The sequence below is a fragment of the Bacteroidales bacterium genome (assembly GCA_013141385.1).
GTDB lineage: Bacteria > Bacteroidota > Bacteroidia > Bacteroidales > Tenuifilaceae > UBA8529.
The window spans coordinates 79,336-98,483 of sequence record JABFRB010000023.1 but is presented as its reverse complement, the minus strand read 5'-3'; the positions used below and the strand labels follow the sequence as shown (position 1 = coordinate 98,483).

Here is a 19,148-nt window from a genome sequence, read left to right as displayed (position 1 = left end):
TAAAATTTAATAATACATATTTTAAAGTTTAACTCTGTCAGGGTTTTGAACCCTGACAGAGTTTTGTATGATACATAATAGACATTATATATTTTCTTATACTATTGTTCTCTGCTGTGCCTATTGTGGTGAAAAAGAGTATAATTATAACAGATTAATTGAAATCGAGAACCCTTTCAGTAATCTCGATTGGCTTATCATTTTTATAGGTAGTTTTCTTTATCCAATTACCCGAGTTGTCATACTCGTATTTATAGGTTAACGAACCCTTGAAACTATTATCGGGGCTATAAGCCGAATGTTCGGTTTTATTCCCCTTATCGTCATACTTAAAGGTGTACTTATTTGTTAACTCATTCTTAGCGTTGTAATGATTTTCTTCAATTTGAAGACCTTGGGAATTGTAGCTGAATGTGATTTTCTTGATTCGACTACCAATCAGATTATATAACACGTATTCAGTTTGGTTTCCCTTACTATCATACCCGTAGGTTGCCTTGTAGTATAAGCTGCCATCGGTATAGTTTGCTGTTTCTTCAAGAATATTGCCATGATCATCGTATTTGAAAGTAGATTTATAGTCTAAACTTCCATCAGATTTGCTATTGCTGTATTCTATCTTTTTACCATCCTCATCATACTTGTATAGGGATTTATCATCCAAATTACCTTTTGGGTTAAAATTATCCAACTCTATTTGATTACCCTTTTTGTCAAATAGCATAAGCTTTTTCGATAGTATATTCCCTTTTATAATTGCACCATCCTTTATAGTTGAGTAGTAATAAGTCTCGGTTATTGATTTAATATTTCCAGCAATTTTCAACTTTTCGAGATCACTTTTTACTTTTGCCTTAACCTTCGAAGCCTCTGCATTTGCTTTACTATTTGAGGTAGATGATTCTTTTTTAGGCTGCTCATTGGTACAGGAGAAAAAAATCACTGTGATAATGAGTAGAAGAATAGTATTCAAGTGTTTCATGGCTAATAAATTTAGTGATATTGAAAAAGATATTGTTGTGCTAACTGTAAATATATAAAAATCTACCTAATCGGTTGTTGTTAGGACTTTAATAAATTCAAACAACTTATTAATATTCAGTATTTAATATAGCAATAATTAACTTATCGAAGATTCGTCTTCCTCATCGCCTCCAGCACCTTTTTACCCTTATTGATGATACCCGGTGTTCCATCAATTATTTGTAGTTCTATTACATAAGGTAGTTCCTCGGCAATCCACTCGTAACGATTCGAGAAGTAGTATAGAATATCCATACAATGGGCTTTAACAGCCGCTTTGGTTTCGGGATTCATTAGCCATTCAAAACACTTCTCAACAACGGGTTCCATATCCAGCTTTTTAAGTAGCTGGCATACATCCTTGGGAAGTCTGTTATTCAGGCAATCGGCAATTGCTATATTAAGTAGTTTGCTGAAATGGCGCTGTACGCTTGGGTTTTTTATGTTAGGAATTGCCTCAACAATTTTAGAAAGGCTTAAGGCAAAAAGATATGGATTAGCTGTTAGCACATTCTCTAACACCCATGCTGCATGGAAACTTAACGTTTCATTTTCCGATTTGCAAAGCTCAAATAGAATTGAAACGCCATCATCAATATCTGCGAATATCTCGGCAAGGGCTAAAACTTCTTTTTTACCCATTACAAAGTTTAACCGTTCTATCAGCCTTTCTTTTTCCATATATATGCGTTAGATTGTCTTACTGATGTTATGTTAACTGTAAAATTAACAATAAACCACCCCTACCCCTCCTTAAGAAAGGAGGGGAAACCACTGCACTACTCTGTTATAGCCCCTTTAAGGGGTTGGGGTTTATTCGTAATATTAAATTTAACATAACACTGTAAAATTTTCAATAAATATATTTAAAAACACTCTGTGAAATTCAGTGCCTACCTCTGTGTACTCCGTGGTTAAATATGGATGAAAAGTAAATAATTATAGAATCCGATAAGCCATAAAGGCCATATTTTACAACAACTTTTTAAAAAATATTAAGTAGTAACATTGGTTTAAAAGGTATAGGGGGATGAAAAGTATTCTACCATTTATTTAGAATGCTTATATTTATGGGTGAATATATAACTGAGTTGGCTGCAATTTAATAAGACACGATATAACAACATTATGACATCTACTATAATAAATGAAGAATCAATCGAGAAAATAATTCAAAAACTCGATAGTTTTGTTTGGACAGATAAAGACAAGGAAGAACGCAATAATTTAATTCAACAATTTCAGGCAACATATAACAAAGACCGCATAGAAAACTTAACTAAAGAAGATTACTTTGCAGGTCTTGGAAGGAAAAAGGGTTGTATTGCTTACGACCTTGAATGGGGTACAAGAATACTTGGTAGCATTAAAGGGGGTTCAAAATATAAATATGGATACGAATCTGACTTTTTTAAAATAAAATCGCTTATTCAGAGGGTAACTTTTATTGACGGTAAAAATGCTTACCAACCAGATGGATTATTTTCCAAAGGACTTGAAGAAATTGCCAAACTTTCAAAAGAAATTAATGGATTTAAGACTGGTAGGACAGTTTTGCCAAAATTATTAAGTATATACTATCCAGATACATTTTTACCAATATTCAATGACCAAGACCATTTTCTTGCTATTTTGCTAACAGGAGGAATTGACACAGAAAATACGGGTCTTAAACTTTATCTTGAATACAATTTCAAACTTATAAAAGTAAAAGAAAGATTAGAGGAAATAGCAAATAGAATTTTTGATAATTTTGAATTTTATCATCTTCTTTATCAGACTTTTCCAAAGGAACATAAAGAACCGAATGAAGTAGCAACAACAGTTAAGGAATTAGTAGAAGAACAAAAATTTGAAGCGTTGGAAGTTCAACATTATCAAAGTTTATTGCATAGAAACTTCAACCGACTTTTTCCAAAACTTAAATATTTTGACGACGAGGAACAAATACCTAAAAACGGACAATACGATACTCAGACAGTTGGTATTATGGATATTCTTGCAGTTGACGATAAAGGCAATTTTATAATTATCGAAATAAAGCGACAGGCGACCGATAAAACAATAGGTCAAATTTTACGCTATATGGGGTGGACTCAGGAAGAATTGTGTAAAGACGGTCAGAAGGTCTCAGGACTCATTGTTGCTGAAAGAAAAGATACTCATTTAGAATTTGCATTAAAAGTAATTCCTATAGTAAAATTTATGAAACTTGGATTGACAATCACACTTGAAGAACAATAAACATGAGCGGTTAACACCTAGTGTCATTTATTGGTGCAGAAATGGCGATGAGAAATTTTTTTATCTTTAGTTTGTTTTGTGGAATGAGAACGCTGGTGCAATCCCAAACACTCAAAACCACCGAACGCCCCTAAACACATAACCAATGAAACCCAAAATAACCCTATTACTCCTTCTCGCAACAACCTGCCTCTCGATCAACTTATTCGCTCAGGCTAATGTTGGTCAGCAAACGGTGATGTATCATGATAGTTTAAGGAATAGGCCTCTAAAAACCGAGATTTGGTACCCAACAAACGACTCAATCACCCCAAATAATAATGCAACAGCATCATTACCCTTTATTCTCAAGCCAACGGTAAGGAATGGGAGTTTCTTGAATAAAAAGTGTCCCCTTATACTCCTATCACATGGCTCGGGCGGAAATCGATTAAGCTTAGCATGGCTTGCCTACAATCTTGTAAAAAATGGCTTTGTAGTTGTTGGCGTTGATCACTGGGGGAATACTTACGATAATAAAATCCCCGATCAATTCGTAAAGGCTTGGGAAAGACCGCAGGATATAAGCTTTGTGCTAACGCAGCTGCTAAAGGATAGCCTTTACAAAAAAAATATTGATGAGAATAGGATTGGCGTTGCAGGATTTTCGTTGGGCGGCTACACCGTTATTGCCCTTGCAGGGGCGCAGCTGGATGTAAATTTGCTTCTGAAATTTGCCGATACCCCCCAAGGGCGCAAGGAGGGAACAACCGCTGAGTATGGGGATCTTACCAAACTTATGAGGGAAACTAGTGTTGAGGAATCGTTTAAGCATTGCCCTGATTTAAAGGACAATAGAATAAAAGCATTCTTTGCCATTGCTCCAGCCATAGGCCAAGGATTTGGGAGCGAAAAGCAAATGGAAAGAATCACCAACCCCGTTTTTATTGTTGGGTTAGAGGGCGATAATGTAACACCCGTAAATACCAACGCCTTGCACTATCACACCTTAATAAAAAACTCAACCTACCATTTAATTACAGGCAAAGCAGGCCATTACAGCATACTAAACGAGGCTAAAGATGAACTTTTACGTGAAGCCAAAATTTACTATAAGGATGCCAAAGGGGTTAATAGAACTACAACCCATGATGATATATCGCAATTTGCGATAGGTTTCTTTCAAAAAACATTACATTAAGAATAAACCCATTTTATGCCAACATTTGAGCAGATAAAAGCCGTAATGCAAAAGCATACCGTAGGAATAGCCGGGGCTGGAGGCCTTGGCAGCAACATCGCAATGGCGCTTACACGTGTGGGCATCGGCAAGCTAATTATCGCAGATTTTGATATTGTATCGGAATCCAACCTTAACCGCCAGTTTTACTTCTGCGACCAGTTAAACCGTAAAAAGGTTGAGGCATTAAAAGAAAATCTACATAGAATAAATCCCGATGTTGATATTGAAATCCACGATATCATGCTTGATGAGAACAATTTACTTCCCATCTTCTCATCCGTAGATGTTATGGTTGAAGCATTTGATAAGGCCGAGATGAAAGTGCAGATAATTGAACTATTCCAATCCGAGAAACCGAATATCCCACTTGTTGCTGGTAACGGCATGGCTGGCTGGGGAGAATCTAATAGGATGAGAGCTCAAAAGTTTGGAAATTTGTATATTTGCGGGGATTGTGAAACAGAGATTAGCCCAAGTATGCCGCCAATGTCGCCGCGAGTTGGAATATGTGCATCGATGCAGGCAAATGTTGTAATGAATATTTTACTTGAAAATCAATTTGGAAATGAATTTAATTTTGAACCATAGCCCCGAGGTAATTGAAACATCTCAGCAAACAATCACAGTTTCTGAACTTCTAAAGATTAAAAACTTTACCTTTCGGATGCTTGTTATCAAAATCAACGATGAGGTTGTTAAAAAGGATAACTATTCAACATCAACCATTAAGGATGGCGATAACGTACAGGTAATCCATTTAATAAGCGGTGGATAACTTTAAATGTATTTAAGGTGTATTGCATTGATTCATAATATAATTTTGTCAAAATAAACAAGTGTTACGTTTACTGTTAAAAATAACAATTAACCACCGTATAACTCTGTTATAGCGCCTTATTTAAGGAGTTGGGGTTAAAGATTTTTGGTTCAATAAACAAAAGCAAGTAGTTGAAATTACAATGGATGCTCAACAAATTTGGAAGAAAATACTACCACGGCTAAAGAATAAATTTATTCTTACCACTCTGGTATTTTTACTTTGGTTGATTGTTTTCGATAGAAGCAATTGGTTCGATATGATTGGCGAAATTCGTTCAATCCATAGCCTAGAGGATGAAAAAGAGTACTATCAAAAAAAGATAGAAACCGATAGGCAACGGCTCAATGAGCTTAAAACAAACGATGAAAACCTCGAAAAATTTGCTCGTGAGCAGTACCTTATGAAAAAACCTAACGAGGATATTTTTATAGTTGAAGAATAATTGGTTCACACTTTACAATTTCAAACTCCAATTAGCATTGGGGATTTTTATTTATCTATAATCCAGTAAATGCGGACGTGCAATTATTCAGGTTTATATCTCAGCAAATATGTAAGGATTATAGGTTAGTTATAGTCACTAAAACTTAATTTCGTTAAGTAATTATGGGTTCTCGCAAAGTCGCAAAGCACGCCAAGTAAGAAAAAACTAAAGGTTTTTTCTCTTTGCGCACAAACCGTACATTCAGTTTGGAATAATTTAATCATAATATTTCAGTTGATTTTAATAGTGTTTCACAGCTATCTTTTCTTCTTTGCACCTTTGCGTCTTAGCGTGAGATATTTTTTATTGCTGAGTAATTACGCTGACATAAATATTAGGAATAGTTAATATAAATCATCGTAATTAATAAGTTGTAATTCCTGTAATAGTGCTAAATTACAAACTAAAATCTTTGCTATGAAACTACCACGTTCCTACTATAACTTATTGTCTTTCATTGGTACAGCGATTGCCAGCGTGAGTTTTTTTATGATCATGTTCCTTTTTATTATCTCCTTCTTCTGGGAAAAGAGCAACTCATACCTTGGTTTATTTATTTATATCATCATCCCCGCTTTTCTGGTTATTGGATTGCTGATTATTCCGCTTGGGATGATTATTGAATTGAGGAGACGAAAAAAGCGTGTTCAAATCTACCTTAAGAAAGAATGGCCGGTAATCGATTTAAATATATCAAAATACAGGAATGCTATTTTGATATTTGGGATAGGAACGCTTCTACTACTACTTCTTACAGGTTTGGGCAGCTATGAGGCGTTTCACTATACTGAATCTGTTGAATTTTGTGGTAAACTCTGTCATGAGGTTATGAAACCTGAGTATACAGCTTACCAAAACTCGCCACATGCGCGTGTTACATGCGTTGAGTGCCATGTTGGATCGGGGGCAGGTTGGTATGTTCGTTCAAAACTCTCGGGTTTAAGACAGGTTTACGCTGTTACAACCAACGATTTTTCTCGACCAATTGCAACCCCAATACATAACCTTCGTCCTGCAAGGGAAACTTGTGAACAGTGTCATTGGCCTCAGAAATTCTACTCTAGGCAGCTTAGAAACGAAAAGCACTTCCTTTCGGATAGTATGAATACCGAATGGAATATCAGCCTACAAATGAAAATTGGACCTTCGCATAGTGCTTATGGTTTAGCTGAGGGAATTCACTGGCATATCAACCCAAATGTAAAGATCGACTATATTTCTACCGAGGATAATCGTGAGGAGATTCCTTGGGTCAGATATACAAATCTTTTAACTGGTCAAGTAACAATTTTTAAGGACACAACAGCTGGGTTTGATGATTCCAAGATATCCGAATCAAATGTTCGTGGAATGGATTGTATCGATTGCCATAACCGCCCATCGCATCACTACTCTACACCAGCCGAATTTATTGATTATTCAATGACTACTGGAGCTATTCCCAAGGATCTTCATTTTATTAAAAAAGCAACAATGAAAGCCTTGGTTGAACCGCTTAAGCATACTACCGATAGCACATTGCTTCAAATAGATAGTTTATTGAATAGCTATTACAAGGAAAATAAACCTTGGATCTATGCCTCAAAACAGACGGAAATAAAGAAGTCAATAGAGGAGGTTAAAAATCAGTTTTGTAAAAATGTTTTTCCAGAGATGAAAGCTAGCTGGGATGTATACCCCGACCATATTGGGCATAAAACTTACAATGGTTGTTTTAGGTGTCATAACGACACCCATATAAATGAAAATGGGAAAACCATTTCGAAGGATTGTAACTTGTGCCATACCATTGTTTTACAGGGTAAAGCAGGTCAAGAATCGTATGCTCCGCTGAATAGTTCCCTTGAGTTTGTTCACCCAAAAGACATTGGTGATGAATGGAAAACTTCGTTATGTACTGTTTGTCACAGAAACCTTTATTAAATAATTCGAGTTACTGTTTAGAGTTAATTAACAAATATCGATTGTCTTCGGCGAGCTCATAAACTCGGTTAACGATTTAAGGTTTTTGGAGTGAATATGAACAAAATCTTGATGTTCAGAATTATGATATTTAATTCCGAATAACTTCTGAAATCAAGATTCGTTGATCTTTGTTCTTAAATCTTCTATTTTAGCTATAACTTGCAATTTGAATTAAAGAAACGAGAGGTATGGATAATTCTCAAGAAGCGAAATATATTGGCTATCTCTCAAGTCCAATTGGACTTCTTGAAATTACGAGTGATGGTCAATATATTACATCAATTCAATTCTTGAATGATGCTGAACCAAAGCAAATAAATGAACCAAACGAGCTTATCCAAGATTGCATAAAACAGCTTAATGAGTATTTTGAGGGTAGTCGAAAAGAATTTGATCTTCCTCTTCGACCCTCTGGTACAGAATTTCAGTGTAGAGTTTGGGATAGGATTTCCGAAATCCCGTTTGGAATGACCTCTTCCTATGGGTTAATTTCTAAACTGTTAGGTAACTCCAAACTTACCAGAGCCGTTGGTTTGGCTAATGGAGCAAACCCAATTCCTATTATTATTCCTTGCCATAGAGTAATTGGAAGCGATGGAAGCCTTACAGGATATGCAGGAGGATTAGATAAAAAGAAATGGTTACTTAACCATGAGCAGCAACACTCTAAAATTAGTGAAGGACAATTAAAACTTTTTTAATCAGATTAAAAAAAACAGTTTTATTAATAGTTAAAAGCAGCAAAATCGAATAAAAACTCGTCAATAATTTGTTGTGCCAATGAATCCCAATTTTTTCTATTCTTGGTACATAATATAGATATATGCAATCTAGTTTTTATTATTCAAAAGGTATAATCAAACACCATCTTATATATTTAATAATCAGTTATATATTATTACAAAGTATTAAATACAAATTCAATAATCAACTTATATGATAAAAAACTTCTTTCTACTGGCATTAAGGAACTACATGAGAAATAAAGCTTTTGTAGTTATCAATGTATTGGGATTAGGTATTTCAATTGCCTGCTGCATTGTTGCTTACCTAAATTTTATGTTTGATGCCGATACGAATACTATGCATGTTAATCATGAAAAGATTTACAAAATAAATATATCAAGGCACATTAAAGACCGTTTACAGAATTATAGCATTTCGCCAGTATCATTGGCTCCAGTCATGTTTAACGATGTTGCTGGTATCGAAGCCATATCGCGCTACTCCTCGGTAGGTTCGCCAATGCGGTACGATATTCCCGGTAAGGATGCTAAGATATTTAATCAGCAGATAGTTTTTGCTGATAAAGATTTTCTCAGGATATTTTCGTTTCCCCTTAAATGGGGTGATCCGGCCTCGTTTGAAGACGAAGGGAAAATTATTTTGAGTCAGGAAACATCGGAGAAATATTTTGGTGATAAAAATCCTGTAGGTGAATCGCTTACCATTTTTAATGATGAGGGGGTTGGTAAAATTGTTGTGGTTGGGGGTGTCTTCAAGAAAATGCCATACAATACCATTCCTCGCTTTGGATCTTTGATGCTGTATTCCAATTATATAAAGTTCTATAAAGTAAATGAATTAGATTGGAAGAATTGGGCCGGAGGAACTTTTATTAAGGTTTCTAACCCCGCTACAGTAAAAACAATTGAAACATCGTTGGCCAGATATATAGACATTCAAAACAAGGCTAAGGACGATTGGAAAATTGAGAGATATTATATTGTGAGTTTGCATGATTTTGTTAAGGACTCAAGAAATCTATGGGCGAACTGGATTGGAAGCAATTCACACCCAGCTGCAGTTATTACACCTGTTATAATGGCAATTCTAATACTGCTTTTGGCTTGTTTCAACTTTGTAAATACTGCTATTGCCACATCTAATAAACGACTTAAGGAGATTGGAATTCGAAAAGTATTAGGTGGACATCGTAAAGGACTCATTATTCAGTTTATGGGCGAAAATTTCTTGATTTGTTTCCTTGCTCTTCTTGTTTCATTGTTGATAGGAGCTTTTCTGATTGATGAATGGCAGAAGATGTGGGCATATGAAATGATTGGAAGAAATTTCATTGGTGTTTTAGGAGTATGGGTGTTCTTGGCATGTACTCTTGTTTTTACTGCAACTGTTTCGGCACTCTACCCTGCTGTGTACATTAGCTCTTTTAATCCCATCCAAGTGCTTAAAGGATCTGTAAAATTTAGTGGGAATAGCGTTCTTGCAAGAACATTGTTGGTCTTACAGTTTACTATATCTTTAATTGGCCTCATTTCAAGCATTGTATTTACCCAAAATGCTTCGTTTCAGCGAAACTTTGAATATGGTTATAATAAGGAGGAGTTGATTCTTGTTCCTACTGGAAGTAATGCTAATTTAGAGTTATTGCGGAAGAGTTTGGAGAATAATCCATCGATTATACAGATGGCTCAAACTAGTCATCACGTTGCATGGGGTGCCTACACTCGTACAGCAATATATGTAGATAAAAAAGCTGAGGTTAGATTGTTTAATCTATATACTGGTTATTGTGGAATAATGGGGCTTCAGTTTGCAAAGGGAAGAGAATTTACTCCAGAATTTGAATCCTCGGATGTAAACCGTTCTGCAATTGTTAACGAAATGCTTGTAAAGGAATATGGATGGGACGATCCTATTGGTAAAACAATTAAGATTGATACTTTACAGCTCACAGTTGTTGGTGTAGTTAAAGATTTTTACCAAAGCCTTTGGGAAAAACAGATGCCTATGGTTTTCAAGATGGTGTCAAAGGATCAGTTGAATTTACTTGTTGTTAAGGGAAATAAGAAAAATCTTATGGCATTAAATGAGCAGATCAAGAAGGAGTGGGAAAGACTTGTTCCCAATTCACCATATGAAGGAGCTCTACAAACCCAATCATTCGAAGAAGCTACCAATGTTAACAAGAATATTCAAAAGATATTTAACTTCCTTAGTGTAGTTGGTTTGTTCCTTTCAATCGTTGCATTGTATACCCTAATATCGCTAAATATTTTGAAGAGAACCAAGGAGGTTGGAATCCGTAAAGCACTAGGTGCTCCATCGTTCCATATTAACAACATGATTGGTAAACCGTTTTTTATCATGCTTCTAATCGCATCTGTATTGGGAGGTGTTGGAGGTTACTATCTATCAGTAATGCTTTTAAATAGTATTTGGGAAATTCATATAATGGTTAATATAGTAAGTATACTGCTACCAGTAATTATAATGCTGATGCTAGCTTACGTTACACTTTCATCGAAGGTTTACTATACATTATCAAAAAATCCGATAAGTTCACTGCGCTACGAGTAAGTTGAACTATTAGTGGGACTGACGAATTTTAGTGATTCTCTTTTTCGCGGTAGGACTTAAGTATGTCAATGGGATTTGGATTCTCAGGCAGCTTAAGTCCTATCCTATTTGCAAGAGTTATAGACTCTTCCTCAACTGGTTTCCTTTGAAAATGATTTTCGTTTGCAAAATTTAAGTACTTAAGTAGCATAAATGCATCGAACCAAAAGAAAAATCTTTTACGGAATGATTCCAGATTGCCAGTGTTTGCTTTGATTTCAGCAATTTTTTGAAGATAACTATAGTTTGATAAAAATAGAACTAAGGCTGGGTGTAAATTGATAGCCCACTCCTCAATAATTTGACTTTCAGAATTGTAAAAGAAGTCTATATTTTCGAAAAGTGGAATAAGCGTTAAGAATGAGTTAAAATTATAGGTTAAAATTGATTCCTCTGGATTTTGTTGATATTTGGTCATTGCCCTACCCGTTCCAAAGGGAACTCGAAATGATGGGCGGGGCGATGGATAAACACATGTACTATTGAGTTCACGAAAATATCCATGGGGTATTATTTTTTGAAGAAAATAGAAGTCCTCCCCTGCTTGATGGCGATTCATTCCTCCAAACTTTACGTATGCCTCGACAGAACAAGCCATGCTCGAACCTATTGTATGATATGCAAATGGGAATTTAATAAATCTACTCGCCTGATTATAGAACCGGAGATGTAATTCGTAGAGTGTTATTCCTTTATAAATGCACTCATCGAATTCAGTCCCATTCATTGGATGTTCATATCGAATTGAGCAGGCCTGAGTTTTGGGGTAATTCTTCCAAAGATTCACAAGTTCCACCAAGTAATTAGTCATACAATCAGAATCTGCATCGTAACAAGTAATTACCCCTTTGGGGTTGTTGATACTGAAAAAACGCCAAGCAGCCTCATCCATGCCAATCTTTCTAGCCAAACCAACACCCGCTTGCTTTTTAGGTAAATCAGCTGCTAAAATATAGCTGAATTTTAACCTTGGATTTGATGAGAGTTGATTAACATCTTTAACTTTTTCAATGCAAAAATATGCATTTTCAATAACCTCTTGGGACGATTCAATTGGATAGTTTATAACAGATATAACCTCTACAGAACAATTAGGTATTTTACAACTCAATAGCGATTGTAGAGATTCCTTAAGATTTGGCTCATTGTATGTTGGAATTACAACCACCAATCCAAGATCTTGACTAGGCAAATCGCTAATAAAAGGTTTATATTCTCCATATTTGCTAAAGTACCCTATCATGAATTTGCTTTCTAACTAGAGTTTATCTTTAAAGTAACTGTATTTTGATTTAAGAACAAGGGTTAACGATTTTTGATTTATGATTGGTTTCGCCGAACTCGTAAACTCATCTTCCTTAGGCGAACTTGCAAAAAAAACACTAGGTTTCTGATGTTTTCATAATCAGTTAGTTTTTAGAAATCTTCTAAAATCGTTAATCCTTGTTCGATATTCAATTTAGGTATAAATTTCTGATATTATGGATAGACTCTGATGACAAGAAAAAAATGAAAAACCCCCTTCTTTTCAATCATTTATGAAGAGAAAGGGGTTATAATGTATTGATTAATTATTTCTTTGAAGTATTCGATTTGTGTTCGGCTGAATACTTTTCGTTAAGACCTTTTTGTACCTCTTTTGTGATATCAATTGAAGGATGACCGTAAAGTAATGGCCCACCAAATGTGCTACTAAAAATAAGGTAATAACCTTTATCTTTATTGTATAGCGCAAGATATTCAGTGATACTCTGATGAATTTGGCGGAGTTTAACTTGTTGTTCATCGTTAAGTTGGGCACGTAGTTCATCGCGTAAACGATAAAGTTCCTGTTCCTTAACTGCTAAATCCTGCTGTATTTGCTGTAATTTTGTTCGAGTTTCTAATCCCTTCTGTGCTTTGTCTTGAAAATCGGCAGCTTGCTTTTCAAAATCTCTCGATTTTAAATTCAGTTCAGCTTCAAGTTTACGTCCAGTCTCCTCCAGTTCTTTCTGCATATCATAATACATGTCGTAATTATTGATAAGAGTATCAATATTTACCCAAGCTGCTGAAAAATTATTTGTTAGCTTAACATTAGAGATATTCTCGCTACTGTTTTTAGTTGACGTTTCATTATTCTTCGATTTGCAATTTGATAATAAACCTACAACTGCTACTGTTGCTATAACATTGACTACTAAAGTAATTTTTTTCATTATAATTGTTATTTATTTTACAAGCTTAATCCGTAACCAATAAACTTTTCTTTAATCAATTTAAGGTAACGGAATTACTATAAGTTCATTTACCGCAAATATAAGAGAAAATAAAACAAATTATCGAGTCATCACATTTTTTAGCTAATTGAGAATAGGTATTATTCGAATAATCCATCATCTCTAACAAGCAAAAGAATGGATGAAAAAGGTACTATAAAATATTTCTCATGATTGAATTCAATTTCAATACTACTCTCTTGAAGGTACACAGCTAAGTCACCTATTTTTGCTTGAAGAGGAAAATACCTTGCATCATCTTTCTTGCTCTTCCACGATTCATCAAACTCATTTATTGCTGGAATAGGATAGCCAGGGCCAACTTTGACTACATATCCATGATGTACCTTTTGCTTTTCCTGAACCCCGGGAGGTAAAAGCAATCCTGCTTTTGTTCGTTCTTCAGGGTTTTTGGGTTTAATTAGCACCCTGTCTCCTACAACAATGAGTTTATCAATATCTTTTGTATCGAGTATTAGCGACATAATAACTAGTTTGAAAACACAAAAATAGTAGATATTGGCATATTATTTTCTGTTAATTTAATTTTATATTTGCCTAAATCTTACCTAAATATTGTTCGAAAATGAGTGAAATTGTAATCTTTCAGGAGAATTTCGCAACAATTACTTATCATTCTAAGCAAGAAATGATAAAAGTTGTATGGAATGGGGCGATTAGCAAAGAACAGTATCAAAGAGCCATTGAAAAGGCTTTGGATTTTCAACAAAAAGAAGGACCTCGTATTGAGAATTACTTGTCGAATATTTTAAACCAAGGCATTGTTAGCCCTGAAAGTAGAAAGTGGTTCGAGGTAGTAGCGCTCCCAAGAGGAGTTAAACAAGGTTTGAAAAAAGCTGCGGTTGTTTTTGATGGTAATATTTTTAAAAAGTATTACCTGAACCTAATTCTTCAAGCATCAAATGCATATAAACTCCCGCTTAAATTTTTTAGTACGGAAGAGGAGGCAATTAAGTGGTTTGATTTGGGCAAAAAATGATTTCTAGCTTGTTTTTTTATTTAGAATACCTTTGCAAAATAATTTATAATTGTTTTTAGGTTGATTTTTCTATTTGGATGCGCCCTCGAAATATCAACACTAGTCAGATTTTGCTTTAGTTTAAATGAAAATACGTGTGAATTAGTATCTTCAAAGTCGAGTCCACAATACCTTATATCATAAAGCCATAAACTACCCGAAATATCCTTTTCAACAATGTAGAAACCTTTGGTAAAGCGCAGCAAGTTTAGTAAATTTTTATCTTCTAAAAGTGAATCGAGTAATTCGGAATTTCGTGCCTGAAAATTAAACTTCACATCATTATTTTTGATTGGATAATAGTACCCAATATTGTACCCGTTATCATTCTCTGCGACTATTAACCATAAAAAATTTGATAACGGAGCAGGGGTTGTGAGCAGCCTGTTATATTGAATATTACTACTTGCCAGTTGCTTTTTGATTTTCAATTCAATATCTATTTTATTAACAATTGTAAAGAAGAAATAAGCAGTTGAGAGTCCAAGTCCAATCCACATTATAATTCTTCTAATCCTATCTTGTTTTTGATAAAACATCACCCAAATTACCGCAATAGTTAAAGGTGCAAGAAATATAAAATCGATTATTGCCATTGTATCGTAGGCAATTCGAATATTACTAAAAGGCTCAAAAATTCCAGTCCCATAAGTGTTAAAGCAATCAATAAAAATGTGGGATAGCAGAGGAAAAAGAGAGAATAGAATCCACTCTTTAAGTTCAATTGAATGCTTCTTTTCAATCTTCGATAAAATCCATCCCACAATTGGAGCTATAAACACCAAAAAGAGCAGAGAATGGCTAATACCTCTATGAAAAAAAAGCGATGAGACTGGGTTTAAAAAAGGGGTGATAAAAACATCCAGATCTGGAATTGTACCAAGGAATGCTCCATAAAGAAGGGCCTTATTGCCAATCTTTTTACCCAAAGTAACCTCTCCAATAGCAGCACCAAGAACAATATGTGTTAATGAGTCCATGTTTTATACTAACTTTGCAAGCAAAACAGTTTTATATAACATTTGTTTGATTCCAAAAGTAGTAAAAGGTGGTTAAAAATAGAAAACATCCTTTGTTAGAGCGTATTTTAATTGAGGATATTGCAGCAGAAGGTAAAGCTTTAGCACGGGTAAACAATAAAGTGGTTTTTGTAACATTTGCAGTTCCAGACGATATTGTTGATATACAGATTGTAAGAAAGCGGAAAAGTTTCATGGAGGGTTATATAACCCAATATCACGAGTATTCATCATTAAGGGCAGAACCATTTTGCGAACACTTTGGGATGTGTGGAGGATGCAAATGGCAGAACTTACCCTATTCAGAACAGTTGAATTTCAAACAACGTCAGGTATTTGATCAGCTAAAAAGGATAGGAAAGATAAATATTGAGGAGATAAACCCAATAATTGGTTCTAAAAATACTACCTATTATAGGAATAAACTGGAGTTTACATTTTGTAAGAGCAGATGGCTTACTAACCAAGAGATATCCCTTGGAGCTGATATTCCAATTGAACCTGCTTTAGGGTTTCACATCCCTGGCATGTTCGATAAAGTTTTTGATGTTAAAAACTGCTACCTTCAACCAGAACCTTCGAACTCAATTAGACTTGAGGTAAAGAAATTTGCCCTTCAACATCAAATCACCTTTTATGATATTCGGAAAAGGGAGGGATTGTTAAGAAATTTAATTATTAGAACCTCCTCTACTGGCGATGTAATGGCTATTTTCTCCTTTTTTTATGATGATATTGAAATTCGAAATAATCTTTTAAATCATATAAAAAACCTTTTCCCTCAAATTACATCGCTGCTATACGTAGTAAACTCAAAGGTAAATGATACCATCAATGATCTTGAAGTACATACATTTAGTGGTAATGACTTTATTTTTGAGGAGATGGAGGGGCTTCAATTTAAAATTGGGCCGAAATCATTTTATCAAACAAATTCCGATCAAGCGTATACTTTATATAAGGTTGCACGGGATTTTGCAGGCTTAACAGGTCATGAACTTGTATATGATCTATATACAGGTACTGGGACTATTGCTCAATTTATTGCTAAAAGCGCAATCAAGGTTATTGGGATTGAATTTGTTCCTGAGGCGATAGTGGATGCAATAGAAAATTCGAAAATAAATGGGATTGCCAATGCTAACTTTTTTGCCGGTGATATTAAAGATATTCTTAATCAATCATTCTTTGAACTTCATGGCTACCCCGATGTAATTATTCTTGATCCACCCCGAGCAGGCATTCATGGAGATGTTGTTGAGGCGTTAATACATGCTAACCCAAAGCGAATTGTATACGTTAGCTGCAATCCTGCAACTCAGGCAAGAGATATAGCCCTTTTAGGTGAAAATTATTCAGTAATAAAAGTTCAGCCTGTAGATATGTTTCCACACACTCACCATGTTGAAAATGTTGTTCTCCTTGAGAGAATTTCGGCTTAGTAGATAATTCATTGATTACAAGATTATCATAATCAATGAATTGAGATATTAGATTGCTATTGTAGTGTAATTTCGATTGCATCCTCCAAATCGTTCGAATACGAACACTAAATGTTTGATTTCGTTCAATTTTCTAAGAATGTAAAAACATTAAATTATATTATATTATTGATAACCAGTCATTAAATTGATTTGGCACAAATCTGGTCAACCATATGTTAATCGAATAACTTTTTTATAATAATTTCTTTTTAAAAAATTACAACAACCCAAAATTGAAATACTTTTATTATTAAAAATTTCACGAAAAAAGATTAAAAATTTATCGAAAATTGTAATTGAAATGTTGGGCTTAACATTATTAAAGGATTAAAAAAAAGGGTGCTGTTTGTTGTTAGGTATCCGAATTATTAAAAATTGTTCTTGGGTTAATCTAAAAATTATAAACTGGGTTGTAAAAAAGTCCGTGACATTAGCCACGGACTTTTCATTTATGGGTATAAATAAACTACAACCCTTGAGTTATGCAGGACGAATTGCCTCAACTGGACAAACATCAGCGCATGAACCACAATCGGTACAAACTTCTGGATCGATTTTATAGATATCACCTTCAGAAATTGCCTCAACTGGACACTCATCAATACAGGTACCGCAAGCGGTGCAGTCTTTAGAAATTACGTATGCCATTTTTTTATTTGTTATTGGTTAAACTTAAATTCTGAAATTTGAGCACAAATTTATATTCATTTATCAAAACCAAAAATAAAAACGAACATTTTCCTCTGATTAATAATAATTATATCATTTCTAAGTGCTTTACTAGTCGATTTTGTTGGGTAAGTTAAAAGAAATCCAAGCCATAAGACCAGAAGAATATTTTAGAACCTCCTCGTTTGCAATAAAAGTTGAACTATGAAGTTGAAAATTACAGCTATTCTCAAATCCCACACCCATGCGAAAAAAAACGGATGGAATTGTTTGACCAAAATAAGCAAAGTCATCAGTTGTCATTCTTCTTTCCAAATCAATTACATTTGAAGGGTTTAGGTATTGCTCTGCCAAAATTTTGGCTTTCCTTGTAAGTTCTGGATTATTATAAATAGAGGGGTAACCTTTTCTTATTTCAATTTCACAATCGCCTCCTAGGTCAATGCAGGTCTTTTTTGATATCTCTTCGATTAAATGGTGCGCTTTATGCCTCCAATCCTCATCCATTGTTCGAAAAGTACCTTCGATATGTACATCATTAGGTATTATGTTTGTTGCCCCATTAGCCTGAAACTTCCCAAAAGATAGGATACTTGGAATAGCCGGAGGAGTTTCCTTATCAATAAATTCTTTAAGATTTAAAATCAAATTAGATGCGATTACAATAGGGTTAACCGTTGTTTTTGGTAAAGCTGCATGCCCGCCCTTTCCCTTTACAATGATATACACTTCATCGCCAGAGGCCATATATTGGCCTTCTCGAAAGCCAGCCTTACCAGAAATTAGTTCTGGTAGAACATGAAATGTTAGCATTATGTCAGGAATATTCTGCTGGAAGATATTCGAATCAATAATTTGCTTAGCTCCACCGGGAATTTGTTCTTCACCCGGCTCGAAAACCAGTACTATTTTTCCTGTAAGGCTGCTTTTTAGTTTGTTTACAATTATTGCCGTTCCAAGTAATGAGGCCATGTGGATATCGTGACCACAAGCATGCATCACTCCATCATTTTTTGATAAAAAATCGAGTGAAGTGTTTTCGACTATTGGTAGCGCATCGAGTTCGGCTCTAATGCCAATTGTCTTGCCATTTATTTGACCCTCAATTATTCCAATTACTCCAGTTCCACCTATTCCCTCAAAAACGGGAATATTATTATCTCTTAAAGTCTTAGCAATAAATAATGATGTTTGTTTCTCCTGAAAAGAGAGTTCTGGGTTTGCATGCAAATACTGCCGAAAACTTCGAATCTGTTCGAATAAACTTTCGGAGTACTTTTTAATTGAATCTAAGAGTTCTTCCACTGAATCAGAAATTATTAGGTTTAGCAAATGTAGGAAAAATGAATAACACATATAAATAGATATTTAAGTAATTAAAATTAAACTCAAATCATTTCATCTTAACTGATTTACTTTGTTAACCGCTAAAATCTTTTTTACCTTTGATGCAGTAATATCTATAACATCTAACGAGTCCAATTCGCACACACACGAAATAGCCATTAGAAATAAATATTACAACAAACGAGAATGTTTACACATGGTATTTTCCATGTGG

At 34.6% G+C, this 19,148-nt stretch carries 18 protein-coding genes; 10 read left to right on the top strand and 8 right to left on the bottom strand.

Annotated features, from left to right (window positions below; genetic code table 11):
- Positions 1–154: 154 nt before the first annotated feature.
- On the bottom strand, positions 155–982 hold the full coding sequence (locus HOO91_14980) for a hypothetical protein (GenBank protein ID NOU18856.1): 828 nt from the start codon (positions 980–982) through the stop codon (positions 155–157).
- A 143-nt stretch (positions 983–1,125) separates the two neighbouring features.
- Positions 1,126–1,704: a hypothetical protein gene (locus HOO91_14975; protein NOU18855.1), complete on the bottom strand. Its 579-nt coding sequence runs from the start codon at positions 1,702–1,704 to the stop codon at positions 1,126–1,128.
- Between the two features lie 447 nt (positions 1,705–2,151).
- Between HOO91_14975 and HOO91_14970 the strand changes: the two genes are divergently transcribed.
- The 8 genes from HOO91_14970 (at position 2,152) to HOO91_14935 (ending at position 11,079) form a co-directional block, all read left to right on the top strand.
- A complete protein-coding gene (locus HOO91_14970; protein NOU18854.1) occupies positions 2,152–3,267 on the top strand; it encodes a DUF91 domain-containing protein in 1,116 nt (371 codons plus the stop codon).
- Positions 3,268–3,412: 145 nt separating this feature from the next.
- A complete protein-coding gene (locus HOO91_14965) occupies positions 3,413–4,447 on the top strand; it encodes a dienelactone hydrolase (GenBank protein ID NOU18853.1) in 1,035 nt (344 codons plus the stop codon).
- Positions 4,448–4,462: 15 nt separating this feature from the next.
- Positions 4,463–5,077 (top strand): sulfur carrier protein ThiS adenylyltransferase ThiF, encoded by a 615-nt coding sequence (gene thiF / locus HOO91_14960; protein ID NOU18852.1) that lies wholly within the window; start codon positions 4,463–4,465, stop codon positions 5,075–5,077.
- Positions 5,055–5,264: a sulfur carrier protein ThiS gene (gene thiS / locus HOO91_14955; protein ID NOU18851.1), complete on the top strand. Its 210-nt coding sequence runs from the start codon at positions 5,055–5,057 to the stop codon at positions 5,262–5,264. Before thiF ends, thiS begins: the two co-directional genes overlap by 23 nt.
- A 184-nt stretch (positions 5,265–5,448) precedes the next feature.
- The gene (locus tag HOO91_14950) at positions 5,449–5,751 is read left to right on the top strand and encodes a septum formation initiator family protein (protein NOU18850.1); all 303 of its coding nucleotides are present in this window, start codon (positions 5,449–5,451) and stop codon (positions 5,749–5,751) included.
- Between the two features lie 459 nt (positions 5,752–6,210).
- Positions 6,211–7,716, top strand: a complete 1,506-nt coding sequence (locus tag HOO91_14945) for a cytochrome C (protein NOU18849.1) — start codon at positions 6,211–6,213, stop codon at positions 7,714–7,716.
- A gap of 230 nt (positions 7,717–7,946) precedes the next feature.
- Positions 7,947–8,459 carry a methylated-DNA--[protein]-cysteine S-methyltransferase gene (locus HOO91_14940; protein NOU18848.1) on the top strand — a complete coding sequence of 171 codons (513 nt, stop codon included), beginning with the start codon at positions 7,947–7,949 and terminating at the stop codon, positions 8,457–8,459.
- A 235-nt stretch (positions 8,460–8,694) separates the two neighbouring features.
- Positions 8,695–11,079 (top strand): FtsX-like permease family protein, encoded by a 2,385-nt coding sequence (locus HOO91_14935; protein ID NOU18847.1) that lies wholly within the window; start codon positions 8,695–8,697, stop codon positions 11,077–11,079.
- A gap of 28 nt (positions 11,080–11,107) precedes the next feature.
- On the opposite strand, the gene HOO91_14930 is transcribed toward HOO91_14935, so the two are convergent.
- The 3 genes from HOO91_14930 to HOO91_14920 form a co-directional block, all read right to left on the bottom strand.
- Positions 11,108–12,361, bottom strand: a complete 1,254-nt coding sequence (locus HOO91_14930; protein ID NOU18846.1) for a glycosyltransferase — start codon at positions 12,359–12,361, stop codon at positions 11,108–11,110.
- 328 nt (positions 12,362–12,689) lie between these two features.
- Entirely contained in the window at positions 12,690–13,316 is a 627-nt protein-coding gene (locus tag HOO91_14925; GenBank protein NOU18845.1) for an OmpH family outer membrane protein, read from the bottom strand.
- Between the two features lie 161 nt (positions 13,317–13,477).
- Positions 13,478–13,861, bottom strand: a complete 384-nt coding sequence (locus HOO91_14920; protein ID NOU18844.1) for a co-chaperone GroES — start codon at positions 13,859–13,861, stop codon at positions 13,478–13,480.
- A 101-nt stretch (positions 13,862–13,962) separates the two neighbouring features.
- Here HOO91_14920 and HOO91_14915 point away from each other — a divergent pair, with 101 nt between their 5' ends.
- Positions 13,963–14,376, top strand: a complete 414-nt coding sequence (locus HOO91_14915; GenBank protein NOU18843.1) for a hypothetical protein — start codon at positions 13,963–13,965, stop codon at positions 14,374–14,376.
- A gap of 20 nt (positions 14,377–14,396) precedes the next feature.
- On the opposite strand, the gene HOO91_14910 is transcribed toward HOO91_14915, so the two are convergent.
- Positions 14,397–15,395: a metal-dependent hydrolase gene (locus HOO91_14910; protein NOU18842.1), complete on the bottom strand. Its 999-nt coding sequence runs from the start codon at positions 15,393–15,395 to the stop codon at positions 14,397–14,399.
- 68 nt (positions 15,396–15,463) lie between these two features.
- Between HOO91_14910 and rlmD the strand changes: the two genes are divergently transcribed.
- A complete protein-coding gene (gene rlmD / locus HOO91_14905; GenBank protein ID NOU18841.1) occupies positions 15,464–16,876 on the top strand; it encodes a 23S rRNA (uracil(1939)-C(5))-methyltransferase RlmD in 1,413 nt (470 codons plus the stop codon).
- Positions 16,877–17,398: 522 nt separating this feature from the next.
- On the opposite strand, the gene HOO91_14900 is transcribed toward rlmD, so the two are convergent.
- Positions 17,399–17,566, bottom strand: a complete 168-nt coding sequence (locus HOO91_14900; protein NOU18840.1) for a 4Fe-4S binding protein — start codon at positions 17,564–17,566, stop codon at positions 17,399–17,401.
- A 132-nt stretch (positions 17,567–17,698) separates the two neighbouring features.
- A complete protein-coding gene (locus HOO91_14895) occupies positions 17,699–18,943 on the bottom strand; it encodes an amidohydrolase (GenBank protein NOU18839.1) in 1,245 nt (414 codons plus the stop codon).
- Between the last annotated feature and the right edge of the window lie 205 nt (positions 18,944–19,148).

Excerpts from the sequence above, each read along its gene's own strand:
- HOO91_14965 (NOU18853.1), top strand. The coding sequence starts at position 3,413 with ATGAAACCCAAAATAACCCTATTACTCCTTCTCGCAACAACCTGCCTC.
- HOO91_14895 (NOU18839.1), bottom strand. The coding sequence starts at position 18,943 with ATGTGTTATTCATTTTTCCTACATTTGCTAAACCTAATAATTTCTGAT.
- HOO91_14950 (NOU18850.1), top strand. The coding sequence starts at position 5,449 with ATGGATGCTCAACAAATTTGGAAGAAAATACTACCACGGCTAAAGAAT.
- HOO91_14935 (NOU18847.1), top strand. The coding sequence starts at position 8,695 with ATGATAAAAAACTTCTTTCTACTGGCATTAAGGAACTACATGAGAAAT.
- HOO91_14900 (NOU18840.1), bottom strand. The coding sequence starts at position 17,566 with ATGGCATACGTAATTTCTAAAGACTGCACCGCTTGCGGTACCTGTATT.
- HOO91_14930 (NOU18846.1), bottom strand. The coding sequence starts at position 12,361 with ATGATAGGGTACTTTAGCAAATATGGAGAATATAAACCTTTTATTAGC.
- HOO91_14980 (NOU18856.1), bottom strand. The coding sequence starts at position 982 with ATGAAACACTTGAATACTATTCTTCTACTCATTATCACAGTGATTTTT.
- HOO91_14970 (NOU18854.1), top strand. The coding sequence starts at position 2,152 with ATGACATCTACTATAATAAATGAAGAATCAATCGAGAAAATAATTCAA.
- HOO91_14975 (NOU18855.1), bottom strand. The coding sequence starts at position 1,704 with ATGGAAAAAGAAAGGCTGATAGAACGGTTAAACTTTGTAATGGGTAAA.
- thiF (NOU18852.1), top strand. The coding sequence starts at position 4,463 with ATGCCAACATTTGAGCAGATAAAAGCCGTAATGCAAAAGCATACCGTA.
- thiS (NOU18851.1), top strand. The coding sequence starts at position 5,055 with ATGAATTTAATTTTGAACCATAGCCCCGAGGTAATTGAAACATCTCAG.
- HOO91_14945 (NOU18849.1), top strand. The coding sequence starts at position 6,211 with ATGAAACTACCACGTTCCTACTATAACTTATTGTCTTTCATTGGTACA.
- HOO91_14940 (NOU18848.1), top strand. The coding sequence starts at position 7,947 with ATGGATAATTCTCAAGAAGCGAAATATATTGGCTATCTCTCAAGTCCA.
- HOO91_14915 (NOU18843.1), top strand. The coding sequence starts at position 13,963 with ATGAGTGAAATTGTAATCTTTCAGGAGAATTTCGCAACAATTACTTAT.
- HOO91_14920 (NOU18844.1), bottom strand. The coding sequence starts at position 13,861 with ATGTCGCTAATACTCGATACAAAAGATATTGATAAACTCATTGTTGTA.
- HOO91_14925 (NOU18845.1), bottom strand. The coding sequence starts at position 13,316 with ATGAAAAAAATTACTTTAGTAGTCAATGTTATAGCAACAGTAGCAGTT.
- HOO91_14910 (NOU18842.1), bottom strand. The coding sequence starts at position 15,395 with ATGGACTCATTAACACATATTGTTCTTGGTGCTGCTATTGGAGAGGTT.